Below are 15593 nucleotides of genomic sequence, written 5' to 3' on the forward strand. Positions count from 1 at the left end.
CCGCAGACACGACGCGGTGCCGCTACGCGGCACTCACCGTGCTCCGCACGGAAGACCGGAACTCCGTTCCGGTCACCGGCTCGCTCCGCGATCCGGCAGCGGGACCAGCCTCCGGCCGGCCCCGGGCCGTACCGGTGCGCTCCGCGCCCCGGTACGGCAAAAGTAGCTGCCTGGAGGGGCGGTGTGTATCGCGTGGAACGTGCGTCACAGCTCATGGAGCGCCGACCGCTCCCCGCGATGGAGGTGTTCACGGGGCATCACAACACGAACCATGCCGTCCCGACCGCGCGTCGCTCCTCAGGATCGACCACTTCCCGTCAACACTGAACACTGGTGTGCGTCACTCCTTGAGAGTGGATAGATTCTGGGATGATGACTCAGTAGCTCTTCAGGGTAGCGTTCGGAGTGATTCCGATTCGTTGGATTTGAAAATCATATCGATATTGGCGTGAGAAATGGAGCAGAAATGACGCGTATGATTCTTCGGCAGCACCAGATCGAGGGCGTTGATTCGGTGCTGAAGAATCTCTCAGAACAACCCGGAAAGGGTATTCATCCGGGAGGTCTGCGGACTCAGGTAATCGCCGCTACCGGCTCCGGTAAGACCCTGATCGGTGTGGAGTCGGCGAATCGGCTTTCGGCTCGCCGGGTGCTGGTATTGGTGCCGACTCTGGACCTGCTGTTGCAGATGACCGCTGCCTGGCGGAAGGGCGGCCGTCACGGCGCGATGATCGGCGTCTGCTCCCTGCGGGGCGCGGACAGCCAGGGTGTGCCGTGCACGACCGACCCCGACGAGCTCGTCGCGTGGACGGCCGGCCCCGAGACGGTGACGGTGTTCGCGACGTACGCCTCGGTCGGCATGGGCACCCTCCAGCGCGCGCACGCCGCAGGCCTCCCTGTGTGGGACCTGATCGTCGTCGACGAGGCCCACCGGGTCAGCGGGGACGCGGGCAAGCCCTGGGCCGCCGTGCACGACCAGGCGCAGATTCCTGCCGTGCGTCGGCTGTACATGACTGCCACCGCGCGGGTGTGGGAGGCGGGGGGCGACCGGCCGCGCATGGTCGCGTCGATGGACGAGGACTCGCCGGTCTTCGGCCCGGTCGCGTACAAGCTCCGGTTGTCCGAGGCGATCCGTATGGGTCTGGTGGCGCCGTATCAGGTGCTCTGCTTGGACATCCGCGACCCCGAGCTGTACGCCGCGCTGACGACCGAGGCGACCGGCTCCGACGCCGTGCGCGGGGCGCGGCTGGCGGCTGTGCAGACCGGGTTGATGCGGGCGGCGAGCCAGGAGCGGTTCCGGCGGGTGCTCAGCTTCCACAGTCGGGTCGGGGAGGCGGAGGCGATGGCGGCCTCGGTGCCGGTGACGGCTCGCCGGCTCGCCGAGGACGACCCCGGGACGTTCCCGCCTGCCGAGCAGGTGTGGGCGGAGTGGCTGTACGGCGAGCATGCGCCCGCGCACCGCCGCAGCGTGCTGGATGAATTCGCTTCCGATTTCCTTGGTGGGCCTGATTTTGGGGGCCGTGATGTGCGCGCGGAGCTGAGGGTTCTTTCCTCGGTTCGGGTTTTGGGTGAAGGTGTCGATACGGCTGAGTGCGATGCGGTTCTTTTCGCGGACGCGCGTGGCTCGATGGTGGACATCGTGCAAATGGTCGGGCGCGCTCTGCGGATGCGTCCGGGAGTCGGGAAACTGGCCACGCTGATCGTTCCTGTATTCCTCGGGGAAAACGAGGACGCGAACGAACTACTGACCTCGGATGCCTACGGGACCCTCGCGAAGATCCTCGGGGCGCTCCGGGCGCACGACTCCGAGACGATCGAGGCCCTCGCCGATCCGCGCGTCCGCAACAGCCGTGCCGCAGCGAGCGAGGACGACGACCTCGACCAGGACGACGAGCCGGAACAGGACGACGAGGACGGCCAGGAGCAGGACGCCGTGCGCGTGGGCGCGGCGGCGGCCGGGGTGCTCCGGTTCAGCGAGGAACGCGATCCCGCCGCGCTCACGCAGTTCGTACGACTGCGGGTCATCGACCCGGAAGCTGCGTACTGGCGGCGGGGCATCGAGGCGGCGACCCGGTGGCGGCGCGAGAGCGGCAACGGCGAGCTGCGGGTGCCGTACACGTACGTCACCCCGGAGGACTGGCCCGCGATCGGCGGCCATCCGCTCGGGGCGTGGATCGCGGATCAGCGCCGGTACTACGCCGCCGGGACCCTGGAGGCCTCCCGCGTCATCGAGCTGGAGGCGCTCGGGATGGTGTGGTCGGTGCAGGCGTCCGCGTGGGACGCCGGCCTCGCCGTGGCCCGCTCGTACGCCGATGTCCACGGGCACTTCCTCCCCGCGGCCTCCGTCGTCTGGGACGACTTCCCGCTCGGGGTATGGGCCAAGAACCAGCGGGCGGCGGCCAGGAAGGCGGCGGAGAACGCCGAGCTGCGCGAGGCGGGGGAAACGGGCGTCCCGGCCGCTGGAGAGCTGTCAGCGGGCCGTCTGGAGGCGCTCGCGGATGTGGATCCGGGGTGGTGTCCGGCGTGGGAGATCGGCTGGCAGCGCTGCTACCGGCTCACCCTCGCCCACGTCCAGACCGGGGGCGCGCTCCCTGCTGGACCTGGTCAGCTGATCGTGCAGGGCGAGGACTTGGGGGTGTGGATCGCCGGGCAGCGGACCGGATGGGAACGGCTGACGCCCGCGCAGCAGTACCTCCTGACCACGGTCGGAGTCGAGCACCTGGGTGAGGGCGAGTCGATCGCGGGCGCGGTCCGGTCGCAGGACGCCCGGTGGGCCGCGAACATCGCGGCGGCACAGCAGTTCCATGCCCGTGAGGGGCATCTGCGGCCGGCGCGCAAGCACGTCGAAGTCGTGGACGGCGAGCCGTACAAACTCGGGGCGTTCCTCGACAACACCCGCCGCCGGGCCGCGAAGTTGAGCCCGGAGCGGCGGGCGCAGCTGGCCGCGCTCGGCCTGGAATGGGTGCTGGAGGGCGGGCCATGATGACGAGGGGGGAAACCGTTCACGGTTTCCCCCCTCGTCATCATGGCTTCGTGGTCATGTGTGGGTGTACAGAGCCAGGACGCCGTGGCCCGCAGTGGCTACGGTCGCGAAGGTCTTTGCTCCCTTCCAGATCGCCGTCTGCCAGCTTGATCCGGCTGCTGCGAGCAGTCGCGTGCATCTCGCCAAACAGGACCACCAGGCGCTGGTCCTCGCGCTCGGTCACCAGCCGAAGGCCGCCGACCTCCAGGACGACGAACTCATCGACGTCAGACCCGTGTCGCGGACGACGAGGTCGTCCTGGCACCACCAAGTCAGCTGAACAGATCGGTGCCCGCCTCGATTGCCGCATTGACGGCGTGCTCGGCGTCTGCCGTGATGACCGTGGTGACGGCAGGCGTCAGGATGCGCATGATCGAACGCCAGATCCTTCGGCCACGGCTCGGTTCGGTTCCCTCACGTTCCAGTGCGTCAACCTCCTCAGCCAGGTCTTCGGCTTCGGTCGCATGCAGCCCCAAGGCTGGCGCCACCTGCCGGAGCTGACTGACGAGAGACGCCAAGGCATCACTGTTCACACCTTGGTTGATGGACTGAGAGTTCTGATTACCGCTCGCCAGGTTGGCATGGTCCACGCTCCCACCGACATAGATGCCGCTGAAGTGGTTCGTAACGCTGTCGCGAGGCGGCGGTTGAGAGGCAGCGGTCACGAAATCCCTCACAGTCTGGTTGGAATGAAGAAAGCGGATCCCCTTGCTGGTCGTTCGGACGGTCAATCGGCCTATCACCTTAGGGCCGTGTTCGAGTAGACCTTCCTCGGCAAGGTAGCTCACAGCTAGATCGACGACATTTTGGGGAACCCTGATCCCTGCGAACCAGCAATCGTCGGTGAAATAGAAGTCGGAAGGACTCACGTACCTTTTGGAAGCGGGCATGTAGGCCCAAGTGACCAGACTGGTGTACAGATGGTCGTGCAGCGCGACTCTGCTCTGCCCTTGCTCCAGTAGCCATTCGATGCGGCGCAAGCCAAAATCTGTCCATATGAGCTTGCCAATGTAATTGCGCTTTCGGTTCCACTCAGGAGTGAAGAGGCCGTCTCGTAGCACCGTGTTGACCATGGCTGTGGTGCTGTTTCCGTAGCGATAACCTACCGGGAGCCCAGCGTCACCCATTATGAGGTCTACCATCGAGTGCTCGATGGGGTTGGGGTATTCACCTCGGTTGTACGCGGCTCGTAAGAACCGGTCCACGTGGTTCGCAGAAACCAGTTTCGCGTTCATGACCGAAAAGCGTAGCGCCGGAGTGCAGGCTTCCGCCCGAGTATGCGGACTTGCGGGCCGTCTTGACCTATTATGTAGGCTTTTACCTCGCCTTCGGAATGCCAGTAGGAGCCACTGGTCCCTCTTGTCGTCCAGCGTCTTGTCCCTGCGGAAGCAGGAGTCGGCGGGGCAAGTCCGTCACCTTCGGCGACGACGGGCGGAACAACCGAGCCTGTGGACATTCAGAACCGATACGTAAAGCAACGCGTGGTTCCCGCCCGGCCGACGGGCACGATCTGCACCGCCTCGTTCTCCGGGCCGTCGGCGTCCTACGGCGAGGAGTCCTACAGCTCGGGGATCGTCTCGTCCAACAAGGTCGAGGCCTTCTCCGGCATGTCCTCGAACGCCTCGCTCACCAAGTACAAGGAGCACAAGGAGAAGGAACCCGAGGCGAACATCGTCAAGGAGGTCATCTACATGGTCGCCATGCCCAACCGCGTCAAGGGCGAGATCGAGGACGTCACCTCCGCGGTGAAGTCCATCGAGGCGAAGCACGCCGTCGAGACGCTCAAGTTCAACAACCTCGTCTGCGATCCGAGGTTGGCTTGTCTTGCAGGGCCCGCTGCGCCAAGAGCTCGGAGGGTGCTGGGGGTGGCCGGCAGGAGTTCCGCGGCGGCCCGGACGGTGGCCTGGAGCGTGTCGTGGACGGTCACGTCCGGGCGGGCGAGCCGCAGTTGCTCAAGAACGTCCAGCCGTCGCGGGTACGCGGGATGGGCGCCGACCGCCAGCCGGGTGCCGCGGGCGGCGTGCGCCCCGAGTTCGTACAGGGCGATGGGCTGGACTGCCTCCGCGCAGAATCAGAAGAGGATCACGTCGGCGATGCACAAGTGCTCGTACTCCCACACGGTCTGCTCCCGTGCCGCCTGCGCCTGCCCGACCGGAAAGGCGGCGCGGCGCGGGTTGAGGACGACGGCCGGGGAGCCGATCGCGTCCAGCTGCAGCACGGCGCGCCGCTGCCAGTCGGGGCATCCGGTGATGCCGCCGGCGAGGAAGAGCGAGGCGGCCTCGCCGTCGTAGTGCGCGGGGGCCTCGATGTAGCGCAGGGCGCGGGGCGGCAGCAGCGGGAAGCCGTCGACCGCGATCGCGTCCAGCAGATCGCGCACCAGGGCCTGCGCCTCGGGACTGCCGCCTGGGTAGGCGCGCAGCACCGGGGCCAGCCGCCAGGAGCCGAGTTCCGGGTGGGGGCGCAGCATCTGCTCGATGGATGTCGCGGCGAGGATCCCGCCGGCGGCCAGTCCGTCCAGGCCGCCGTCGACGCCGGCCTGCGCGAACAGGATGCGGGCGCGGTGTTCTTCGGCCGCTTCCGGCCGCCAGCGGCCGTGCAGGTAGTCGGCGGTCAGGTCGTCGGCCAGGCGCTGGAGTTCATCCGTCACGCCCGTCAGCGTACGAAAGCGGCCCCGCAGACCCGCCGCGTAGGGCAAATCGCGGTGCGCAGCGGAAGCGCGCACCGTCGGCGTTTACTGGTCCGGATACGTACGCAATACAGGTGAAGCCGATGCCCGCCCGTGGAGGCATAGGCGATCGGCTTCACGTGGGGAGGTGCGCCAACACCGTCCCTGTTTCCCTGGTGCGTGCCGGTTGGAGCCAGTAGCAATCAGGGCGCCACGGTTTGCCTGGGCCCACCGTGTGCTGACTTCGATAGTGCCTGGACTTTCTACGGCGTTCAGATCACGGGCGGTGCGAAATTGAATCAACGCAGGTCAGCACACTCATGTCCCGTCATGACGCCCTTGTACATTTATAGGACGTTTCTCCGAGTAAAGATTGCGGGGCAAGGGGAACCGCAGGACCCGCCGCATGCTAGGGCAGGGTGCAGCGCCACGATCTGCACCGACGCCTTTCGATCTTCCTGTTTGCCATACCCACACCCACTCGTCCGTGGCTGTCAGCGTGTGACTCAGGTCACAGGCGGAGCTTTGGAGCGTTGGTGAGCCAACGATTTACCGACGCTCACACATGCCCTAGAGGCTGAGACCCTGTGGGCAGCAGGTCTCCCACGCGTCGAGAGCGCCAACTCTCGCCAGGCGCACGGGAGATCGACACCGGTTGGAGCAAGTAGCACCGTCCGGCGATCTCCTGATCGCCGGACGGTACGTAAGGGGATACGCACATGGGTGGGAAGCCCACTGCCGCGGCGAGCGCCGCGGCCACCGCGCCGGCGTCGGCCGGCACCAGCACCACGACCTCTGTCGACCGGTTCGGCATGCCGCAGGCGGTCGTCATCGTCGTGTTCGTCGTCACTGCGGCCTTCCTCGCCCCTTCGGGCATGAACGTCGGCGATGTCCTGCTGCTCCTCGCGGGCGCCGGTACCACCGGCGCCACCGTCGTCGCGATGGCGGTGGTCGGCGGCAGCAGGGCCGGGCGTATCAGCCGCATGATCCGCGCCTACTTCAGCGCGGGGAACTGAGGTGACCGGCATGGGACGCCCCGAGAAGCCGGTGAACCGCACCGTTCCCGCACGCGCGAAGCTCGCGGACTTCCTGCGTGAGCGCAAGGCCCGGTCCGGCCAGACCTACGAGCAGATGGCCCTGGAGGTCAACGGCATTCCGTCGAAGGCCACGTTCGAGCGGGCCGCCTCCGGCAACTGCGTGCCCTCCTGGGAGACCGTCTCGGCCTTCATCGCCACGACCTCCACCAGCAAGGAGATGACCGTCGCGGCCCTCAGTGCCGCCATCAACCGCGGCCAGGAGCTGTGGATCCGCGCCCGCCGGGACACCCGGGCCCCGTACTACGTTCCCAGCGCCCCCGACCCGGATCTGATCTCCACACGGGCTGACCTGCTCCGGGACCTGCGCCGCCAGCATGTGTGGGCCGGCTATCCCACCCCCGGCGAGATGGAACGGATATCCGAGATCGGCGTGCTGCCCAGCAGCACCACCCGCCGCGTCATCAAGGGCGAGATGCTGCCCGTCGACCGCAGGCAGACCATCGCCTTCCTCAAGGCCTGCTACGTCGCCAGCCCGGCAGCCCTCGAACCGTGGCTCGCCGCAGCGGACCGGGCCCACGCCGACGCGGAGACCAAGCGACTCAAGGCCCTCCAGGAGATGCACGGCAAGACCAAGGAGAAGCCCACGGCCGACATCCCCCTCAAGGGGTCCGGCCCCAAGAGCACCGACGTGGGCATGGCCGCGTAGAGGGGCATCTCGACACGTCGGGGGCGGGTCGTCACGGTCGTTGCCGGACATGGAGCAGGGCCCCGCACCGTGTGCGGGGCCCTGCTGGTGTGGATCACAAGTGGTTGCCGAGCGTACTCATGCCGCGAAGCCGATGTTGGTGACGTACTCGTACTGGCCCCACTGGGAGCCGAGGTCGACAACCTGGTCGACCCACGCGTCGTCCAGCTCCTGGTCGTCGCCGGCGGCCCACGCAGCGACGATCCGGTCCCAGTGACGGACGGTCAGCGCCCGGTACTCCACCGCCCGCTGGTAGGGGCGGTCGACCTGGGACTGGTTGAGCGGGTGAATCTCCACGCGGGTACCGCGGTTGAGGCGTGCCAGGAGGTAGCTGGCGACGTTCTCGCGGCGCACGGTGCGGTACGCCTGCTCGATCGCCGCGAGGTTCTTCCGCGACGGGGTGCGGGTGCCGTTCAGCCAGGCGCGCAGGGTGCGGCCGGTGACGGTCAGTCCGGCGGTACGAGCGGCGGCCTGGGCGTGGTCGGTGCGGGTGAGGTAGTGCAGGCGGGCGAGCAGACCTCGCCGGGCGGTGATCGGGGTGGCGATGTAGCCGGCGAGGGCGTCCAGCTGGCGGGCGACGGCCTCGTGGCCCTTGATGCCGCGCGCGCCGAACTTGCCGAAGTCGATGTTCCGCTCGGGCATGTCAGGCCTCTTCCGGGGTCGCGGGGTCAGCGTGGCCGACGGCGTAGACGTCCTTGACCTTCACCTCGGTGACGCCGCGGCCTTCGGGGAAGATAGCGCGCCAGTCGCCCGCCACGTGCAGCTCGTCGGTGCCCATCGCGCGCACCACCATCAGGCCCTCGTCGTAGGCACGGTGGGCCTTCCACCACAGGTTCGCGAACGCCTGGGAGCGGATGAGGTGCATCCAGTCCGTGCGGTACAGCTCCCGGTTGTAATTCGACTCCCCCATGGTCGAAACGAATTTCGAATACATCGCCTTCACGTATTCGAGGGTGACGTCGTCGCCGTCGGCGATCGCGGTGTCGCGGGCGTCCTTGAGGGTGATGCGGAATTTCTCCAGCAGGCCTTCGGTGGCGCCCGAGGTCCACGATTCGTGGATCACGGGCGGCTCGCACAGTCCGTACGTGGGGCTGGAGATCCGCAGCAGCAGGCGCAGGGTCGGCTCCGTGATCCACAGGGGGCCGGCCTCGTCGCGGTTGCCGATCGGGTTGGGCAGCACCGTGTCGTGGTTCCAGGCGGGCGGGGTGATCAGGTGGATGCCGGCGCGGCGGCGGTCGTGGAGATCGCCGGTGGAGTGTTCGAGCTGGCCGAGCGGGAGGTGGGTCTTGAGTGCGGACAGGTAGGCGCCGTTGATGTCGAGGGCGGTCACCTCGTGCACGCCGGGCGGGAGTTCGGGGCGGGCCCACTTGGGGCGGGCCTCCCAGACCTGGTCGGCACCGCGAGCGGTCTGTTTGCGCAGCACGTCGGGCAGCCACGGGTGCGCGACGACGTCGTAGCGGCCGCCCTTGCGGGTGTGGTCCAGCAAAATCATGGCGTCCGGGATGGCCCGCTTCACCAACGCCGCGGTGGCTGCCTCGACATCGCCGGCGTGCTGGGCGAGGACTGCGGTGACGGCGGAGGCGATCAGGTCCGGGGTGTCGGCGGTCTGCATACGGCGCCCGACCGGCACGACCTTCACGCCGCGTCCGGCCTGCCGCACCGGCTGGTGCACGGTCGGCGGACGCCTTGTTCCGGTGCGACCGGCCGGCTTGGGGGCGGGTTCGGCGGCGGGAACAGGCTGAGCGGTGGGAACGGGCTGGGCGGCGGGGACGGTCCGGGCGGGGTTGCAGTCGGCGGGGTCCAGGTGCTGGGGGAATCCTTCGACCTGATGGCGGGCGGGCTGCCCGCACAGCACGCACGGCCGCGGGACCGCCAGCTCATCGACGTCGTCCAGGCCGACGAGGCCGACGAGGTCGTCGGGGTGGGCGGGGTGGGCGGGCTCGTCGGCTTCCGCCGGCTCCTGCGGGAGCTCCGTGGCGGGGTCCGTGTCCGTGGCTGCCGCGGGGTCCGGCTCGGCCTGCGCCGGCTCCTGCGGGAGTTCGGCGGCGGGCTCTGTGCCGGTGGTTGCGGTGGTTGCGGTGGGGGCCAGTCTGGTGCGGGCTCCCTCGAGGAAGTACGCGTACTTCTCCCGTACGTCGCCGCTCGGGTCGCGTCCCGACTCCCAGCCCCCCACCGTGGACACGCCCACCCCCAGAGCCTGCGCGAGCCGGGCGCGTGAGACGTTCAGTGCCTCCCGCAAAGGGCGGCGCTCTTCGACGGGCGGCAAGGGGGTTTCCTGCTTGGCGAGGGCGAGCAGGGCATCGATCGCCTCGAAGTCCGCCATCAGGCTCCCCCGTCCTGTACGGCGCCGGCGGTCCGGCGGGACCGGGACCGGGACTGGGCCGGGGTGCGGCCGGGGGTGCGGCGGCGGTGTGCGGGCAGGGATTCCATGGCCCGGGTGGGGCCGGCAAGGAGTGCGAGGACGTCGATTCCGTAGTGCGCGGCCACGATGTCGCAGTCTGCCAGGCTCCACGCGGCTGCTGCGGACTGGCGGCGGCTCACCTGCGCCTGGCTGACTCCCAGCGCGGCCGCGAGATCGACCTGCGACTCGCCCGTCGCATGCAGGAGCGCGGCGACCGCCGACCGCACCCGCTCGTCCAAGGCCATACCCACAGCAGGGATTATACAGGATACGCACTTTTGATGCGAATACCGCAACCTCGCGTGTCCGGTGCCGCCAGGCGTGACGGCGGTGCCGGTGCCGTCGAATCGGCGGGCGTGCCGTCCTGGGCGACGGCCGTGCGGACCCGTCGGGGAGTGCCTGTGCGTCATCGGCCCGATCGACCCGTGGCGGCGCTTCGGGCACGCAGGTCCCAGACCCGGCGCGAGGCCTCGCGCCGGGATCATCGGGATCAGACGGTGAGGACGAGCTTGCCCCGCAGGTGGCCGGCCTCGAGCAGCCGGTGCGCGTCGGCAACGCGCTCGAAGGGGAACGTCTGCTGCACATGGACCCGGAGCCTGCCCTGTTCGACGAGGTCGACGAGACCGCGCAGGGCGACCGGATCCGGGTCGACCGCGATGCCGCTGAAGCGCATCCCGGCCGCCTCGTAGCGGGCGATGAGCTCCGCGTCCTCCTCGGCGACCGCCGTCACCAGGTGGCCTCCCGGGCGCAGCACGCGGAGCGAGCGCTCGGCGGTGTCGCCGCCGATCGTGTCGAGCACGACGTCGATGCCGCGGACCGCCTCGGTGAAGTCGACCGCCGTGTAGTCGATCACCTCGTCGGCGCCGAACCCCTCGACGAACTCCCGCTTGCTCCCGCCGGCGGTCGCGATCACCTGCGCGCCGAGCGCCTTCGCGATCTGGATCGCGACGTGACCGACCCCGCCGCCACCGCCGTGGACCAGGACACGGTCGCCCTCACCCACACCCGCCAGGTCGACCAGGCCCTGCCATGCCGTCAGCCCGACGACCGGCAGCGCCGCCGCCTCCGCGTGCGAGAGCGACGCCGGCTTGCGCACCAGGTGCAGCGCCGGAGCGGACACCGCTTCGCCATAGGCGTGCGCGGCCCGGGGGAACAGGGGCATTCCGAACACTTCGTCACCGGGCCTGAACCGCCAGGTCGACGCCTGTTCGACGACGCCGCTGATGTCCCAGCCGAGAACGAACGGCGGCCGGCCGAGCAGCGGGAACTCCCCGGCGCGCAGGCGCGCCTCCAGCGGGTTCAGCCCGATCGCCCTGACACGGACGAGGACCTCGGTCGGGAGGGGCCGGGGCTCGGGCGCGTCCACGATCGTGAGCACCTCGGGACCGCCGAGCGTCTGCTGGGTGACGACTCGCATGACTGGCATGACTCTCCTGGCTCGGGAAACTCGGGAAGCTCGGGAAGGGGGGAAACCCCAGGCTAGGTTTCCGACAGGAACCCGCAGGTACCCCAGGTGCCGGTACCTTTGACGCCATGAGCGGTCCCGTTCCCGGTGCCGGCTTTCTCGCCGACTGTCCGGCGCGTCTGACGGTCGAACTCATCGCCGACAAGTGGACGGCGGTCGTGCTCTACGGCCTCAGCCGGGGCCCGGTCCGCCATGGCGAGCTGATCGATCTGATCGGCGGCATCTCCCGCAAGATGCTCACCCAGACACTGCGACGGCTCGAAGCGCACGGACTCGTCCGCCGCCACGCCTACGCCGAGGTGCCGCCCCGCGTCGAATACGAACTCACCCCGCTCGGCGCAACCCTGATCGGTCCGATCCACACGCTCACCGAGTGGGCCAGGGCGAACGGCGAAGCAGTGCTCGACGCGCTCGACGCCGGTCCCGAACCGGTCGCCCCAAACGGCTGAGGCCCCCGCCGGGGGAGCGCAGATCCTCGACCCGTCGTGTCGGCCTTGCTCGTGGCGGGGCCGGGAGCGGGGAAGGTGTCCAAAGGCCGCAGGGAAAGGCCGCAGGAGAAGGGCCGCAGGGAAAGGCTGCCGAAGCGGCCGTGTGCTTCCAGGAGCGGGCGGGGCTTCCTCCCGGCCGCGGCCGGTGGTCACGGCAGTGACGCCGAGGAGCATGCCGCCAAGGTCCACCGTCGCGGGTTCGCCCAGGCGGAACACGACACGATGACCGGGATCCGATGCCCCGGCGTCCGACCCGCAGGAACCCGCGCACGAGCCGGTGGACGCCGAAGGCGAGGGGCGTGCCTCAGGGCTGGATGTTCTCCAGGTCCTTCAGGAGGCCGGAGTGCGCCGGCCGCCACCCGAGGGCTTCGCGGGTGTGGGCGCTGGAGGCCGGCTGGTCCATCGCGAAGATCGGGCCGAACGGGCCGAAGTTCTCTTCCGGGACCTGTTCGACCGGCAGACCCAGTCGCCGGCCGATGACGGTCGCGATGTCCCGCACCGCGTCGCCCTCGTCGCCGACGGCGTGCCAGGACGTCCCGGCGGGAGCCGACTCGAGGACCCGGCGGAAGAGGACCGCCGCGTCGAGCGCGTGCACGGCCGGCCAGCGCTGGGTGCCCTCCCCCGGGTATCCGGCCACTCCGGTACGGCGCGCCGCCTCGACCAGCAGGCCGGCGAATCCGCCCTGCCCCTCGTTGTGGACGGTGCGCGGCATGCGGACGGCCGTGCTGCGCAGACCGCGCGAGGCGAGATCCAGCAACGCCGTGACGGAGCGGCCCCGACCGCCCACCGGCCCGTCGGTCGGCAGCGGATCGGCCTCGGTGGAGGCACGGCCCGGTACCCAGGGCGTACCCGAGACCGTGACGATCGGGCGGTCGCTTCCGATGAGTTCCCGCCCCAGCGCGGCGAGGGCGGCGCTCTCCTCGGTGATGGCCCGGGCGAGCGCGTCCGGGCTGCTGTAGTCGCGTCCGAACGCCAGGCTGATCACGCCCTCGCACTGCGCGGCGCCGGACCGCAGGACGTCGAGGTCCGCCAGGTCTCCTCGCAGCACCTCGGCGCCGGCGCTCGCAAGGGTCTGTGCGGAGCCGTCCGAGCGGGCCAGTGCGAGAACGCTGTGGCCGCCTGCGAGCAGTTCCGCGACGACGGCGGAGCCGATGGTGCCGGTGCCGCCGGTGACGAAGACATGCATGAGCTCTCCCTCAAGTGATGGGACTCTTGTCCCGTCACTGACCCTACACCGGTGACGGGACAGGAGTCCCATCACCTATCCTGGTCCCATGGCCAGATGGCAACCAGGCGCGGCCCAGCGACTCGTCGTCGCCGCCGTCGACCTGTTCACCGAGCAGGGGTACGACGCCACCACGGTGGCGCAGATCGCCGAGCGCGCCGGCGTCACCAAGAGCACCTTCTTCCGGCACTTCTCCGACAAGCGCGAGCTGCTGGTCGCCGGCCAGGAGACCCTCAGCAGGCTGCTCGCCGACGGCATCACCGAAGCCCCCGCGGACGCCAGCCCGCTTCAGGCGGTGGCAGCCGGCCTGGAGCGCGCATCGAGCGCCATGGGGCCGGCCAACCGCGAACTCGGCCCCCGCATCAAAGCCGCCGTGGCAGCCAGCACCGAACTCCAGGAACGCGACACCCTCAAGAGCGTCGGTCTCGCAGCCGCCATGACAACCGCACTCATCGCCCGCGGCGTCCCCGACCCGACCGCGCACCTCGCCGGCGAACTGGGAGTCCTCGCATTCAAACGCGGCTACGCCCAGTGGTCCGAAAGCGACCGCGACGACACGGAAGGGCTCGCGCCACACGCACTGGCAGCCCTGGAGGACCTCCGCGCGGCAACCGCCTCGCTGGGCTGACCGACGCCGCAACGGTCCACCGCCAGCAGGCCGCCCACGGCGGCAATCACGGCGGCACCCACCACAGGCGCAGGTGGCGACGCTCCCGGTCCCTGCCGGAGCGACACGTTTCACCAACCGGTGCAAGCGGCTGCCCTCACGCAGACGGCCAACCTGGACGCCCGCCCTCGGATGCACCGCCCGACCGAGCACCCCTTCCCTTTCGGCCCGGCCGCACAACCCATCGACCGGGCCGTGGTCATCACGCGAACACGGACAGCAGGAGTGCCATGCCCAGACCGAGCACGCTGACCAGTGTCTGCACCACGGTCTGTGTCTTCGTGGCCTGGGCCAGATCCATGCCGAAGGACTCCTTGACCAGCCAGAACCCGGCGTGGTTCACGTAGTTGAGCCCGAGGGAGCCCGCCCCGACGGCCACCACGAGCAGTGAGGCCTCCAGGCCTCCTCCGTGGATCAGAGGAGCGACGATGCCGGTCGCGGAGACGATGCCGACAGTGGCGGAGCCGGTGGTCGTCGACAGCAGAAGTGCGACCAGCCAGCCGAGCAGGATGACGTCGAGATGAGCTCCCTTGGCCGCGGCGGCGATCGCGTCGCCGATGCCGGAGTCCTGGAGAACCTGTTTGAACGCGCCACCGCCACCGATGATGAGCAGGATCACGGCGATGGACCTGAGGCTGTCCGTCAGGGACTCGCGGACCTCCTCGGCGGGCCGCCCGGTGCGCAGGGTGGTCAGGGCGAGGGCGAAGAGGAGTCCCGCGAGCATGGCCACGACCGGCTCGCCGGTGAACGTCAGCACGGAGCGCACCGAGTTGGTCTCGTCCAGCATCGTCTCGGCGAGGGTGCGCAGCAGCATGAGGACCACGGGGACGAGCACCGCGGTGACGGCCAGGGCGGTCGGCACGGATGAGCCCGCTTCGACGTCCGTACGCCGTTGCGCGCCGGGACCGCCGACCGCCGTGACGGCAACCGCCGATTCCTTCTCGGTACGGCGCCCGGCGCCGGTGAACTGCGCGACGAGAGCGGCGTCCGGGCGGACGTCGGGGAGACGGGGCGCGATCCAGCGGGCGTAGACGGGGCCCGCCAGGATCACGGTCGGGACGGCGCAGACGAAGCCGACGAGCATGGTCAGACCGAGGTCCGCGTGCAGACCGGTCACGGCGGTGAGCGGTCCGGGGTGCGGCGGGAGCATGCCGTGCAGCGTCGACAGGGCGGCGATGGCCGGCACGCCGAGCAGCACGTACGGAGAGCCCTTCGTGCCGCCCTGGGCCTCCAGTCTCCGCGCCACGCTGAAGATCAGCGGCAGCAGCACGATGAGCCCGACCTCGAAGAACATCGGGACGCCGATGACGAACGCGGCGACCGCGACCAGCCAGGGCAGCTTCCGGGTGCTGGAGCGGTCGACCAGAGCGCGGGCGACGGCATCGGTGGCACCCGAGTCGGACAGGAGACGCCCGAGCATGGCACCCAGAGCCAGAGTGATCCCCACGTCACCAAGGGTGCCGCCGGCGCCGTCCTCGACGGAACCCGCCAGTCGGTCGACGGGCTCACCAGCCGCGACCGACACCGGGACCGGAGCGAGCCGGTACCTCACCGACCCCAAACACCAGAAGCTCATCGACCGACAAACCACGGTCGGCCCCTGGGAACCCGACCGCTACCCGACCGCCTTCCGACCACCTCCCGCCTCCGCCGCTGTCCGAAGGAACCTGAGATGTACGCAATCGCGGGGCTCCATCTGCCTGAGCCCGCACTCGAACCACGGCTCGGCGAACTGCTGACCGCGATGCCGGGCCAGGTCCTCGAACGCGGACCCGACTCGGCCGGCGTCGCGGTCCACGGCGACCCGCACCTGTCCCCGCCGGGCCGTGCGGTCGTCTCGCTGCTGGGCGTGACGCCGACCGAGGCCTCCGAGACCCC

At 69.6% G+C, this 15593-nt stretch carries 15 protein-coding genes; 6 read left to right on the top strand and 9 right to left on the bottom strand.

The genetic code is table 11. The features are described 5' to 3' along the window. Window positions 1-475 precede the first annotated feature (475 nt). Window positions 476-2983, top strand: coding sequence for a Helicase associated domain protein (locus ACQHII_RS00005; protein ID WP_427925184.1), 2508 nt, complete (start codon window positions 476-478; stop codon window positions 2981-2983). A 172-nt stretch (window positions 2984-3155) separates the two neighbouring features. Continuing rightward, the gene (locus tag ACQHII_RS00010; RefSeq protein WP_427917158.1) at window positions 3156-3302 is read left to right on the top strand and encodes a hypothetical protein; all 147 of its coding nucleotides are present in this window, start codon (window positions 3156-3158) and stop codon (window positions 3300-3302) included. On the opposite strand, the gene ACQHII_RS00015 is transcribed toward ACQHII_RS00010, so the two are convergent. From ACQHII_RS00015 to ACQHII_RS00025, 3 genes are all read right to left on the bottom strand, one after another. Then, window positions 3295-4257, bottom strand: a complete 963-nt coding sequence (locus ACQHII_RS00015; protein ID WP_427917159.1) for a hypothetical protein — start codon at window positions 4255-4257, stop codon at window positions 3295-3297. The genes ACQHII_RS00010 and ACQHII_RS00015 overlap by 8 nt on opposite strands. 323 nt (window positions 4258-4580) lie before the next feature. Continuing rightward, the gene (locus ACQHII_RS00020) at window positions 4581-4709 is read right to left on the bottom strand and encodes a hypothetical protein (RefSeq protein ID WP_427917160.1); all 129 of its coding nucleotides are present in this window, start codon (window positions 4707-4709) and stop codon (window positions 4581-4583) included. A gap of 384 nt (window positions 4710-5093) precedes the next feature. Then, window positions 5094-5669 (bottom strand): nucleoside 2-deoxyribosyltransferase domain-containing protein, encoded by a 576-nt coding sequence (locus ACQHII_RS00025; RefSeq protein WP_427917161.1) that lies wholly within the window; start codon window positions 5667-5669, stop codon window positions 5094-5096. A gap of 737 nt (window positions 5670-6406) precedes the next feature. Between ACQHII_RS00025 and ACQHII_RS00030 the strand changes: the two genes are divergently transcribed. Together ACQHII_RS00030 and ACQHII_RS00035 are read left to right on the top strand one after the other, a co-directional pair. Next, the gene (locus ACQHII_RS00030) at window positions 6407-6703 is read left to right on the top strand and encodes a hypothetical protein (RefSeq protein ID WP_427917162.1); all 297 of its coding nucleotides are present in this window, start codon (window positions 6407-6409) and stop codon (window positions 6701-6703) included. Window positions 6704-6713: 10 nt separating this feature from the next. Continuing rightward, a complete protein-coding gene (locus ACQHII_RS00035) occupies window positions 6714-7430 on the top strand; it encodes a hypothetical protein (RefSeq protein ID WP_427917163.1) in 717 nt (238 codons plus the stop codon). A 117-nt stretch (window positions 7431-7547) separates the two neighbouring features. Here ACQHII_RS00035 and ACQHII_RS00040 read toward each other — a convergent pair whose 3' ends face one another. From ACQHII_RS00040 to ACQHII_RS00055, 4 genes are all read right to left on the bottom strand, one after another. Next, entirely contained in the window at window positions 7548-8111 is a 564-nt protein-coding gene (locus ACQHII_RS00040; RefSeq protein ID WP_427917164.1) for a transcriptional regulator, read from the bottom strand. A 1-nt stretch (window position 8112) separates the two neighbouring features. Next, window positions 8113-9792, bottom strand: a complete 1680-nt coding sequence (locus ACQHII_RS00045; RefSeq protein WP_427917165.1) for a helix-turn-helix domain-containing protein — start codon at window positions 9790-9792, stop codon at window positions 8113-8115. Beyond that, window positions 9792-10115: an XRE family transcriptional regulator gene (locus ACQHII_RS00050; RefSeq protein ID WP_427925185.1), complete on the bottom strand. Its 324-nt coding sequence runs from the start codon at window positions 10113-10115 to the stop codon at window positions 9792-9794. The genes ACQHII_RS00045 and ACQHII_RS00050 overlap by 1 nt, the downstream gene beginning before the upstream one ends. Window positions 10116-10360: 245 nt before the next feature. After that, a complete protein-coding gene (locus tag ACQHII_RS00055; RefSeq protein WP_427925186.1) occupies window positions 10361-11287 on the bottom strand; it encodes an NADP-dependent oxidoreductase in 927 nt (308 codons plus the stop codon). A 116-nt stretch (window positions 11288-11403) separates the two neighbouring features. Here ACQHII_RS00055 and ACQHII_RS00060 point away from each other — a divergent pair, with 116 nt between their 5' ends. Beyond that, complete coding sequence (locus tag ACQHII_RS00060; protein ID WP_427917166.1) at window positions 11404-11784, top strand: winged helix-turn-helix transcriptional regulator; 381 nt, start codon at window positions 11404-11406, stop codon at window positions 11782-11784. A 343-nt stretch (window positions 11785-12127) separates the two neighbouring features. Here the strand turns inward: ACQHII_RS00060 and ACQHII_RS00065 are convergent, their stop codons facing one another. Continuing rightward, entirely contained in the window at window positions 12128-13009 is an 882-nt protein-coding gene (locus ACQHII_RS00065) for an SDR family oxidoreductase (protein WP_427917167.1), read from the bottom strand. Window positions 13010-13097: 88 nt separating this feature from the next. Between ACQHII_RS00065 and ACQHII_RS00070 the strand changes: the two genes are divergently transcribed. Next, entirely contained in the window at window positions 13098-13676 is a 579-nt protein-coding gene (locus ACQHII_RS00070) for a TetR/AcrR family transcriptional regulator (RefSeq protein ID WP_427917168.1), read from the top strand. 241 nt (window positions 13677-13917) lie between these two features. Here the strand turns inward: ACQHII_RS00070 and ACQHII_RS00075 are convergent, their stop codons facing one another. Next, window positions 13918-15291, bottom strand: coding sequence for a GntP family permease (locus ACQHII_RS00075; protein WP_427917169.1), 1374 nt, complete (start codon window positions 15289-15291; stop codon window positions 13918-13920). Window positions 15292-15593 lie beyond the last annotated feature (302 nt).

The sequence above is a fragment of the Streptomyces sp. cg40 genome, assembly GCF_050320165.1.
Classification (GTDB): domain Bacteria; phylum Actinomycetota; class Actinomycetes; order Streptomycetales; family Streptomycetaceae; genus Streptomyces; species Streptomyces hokutonensis.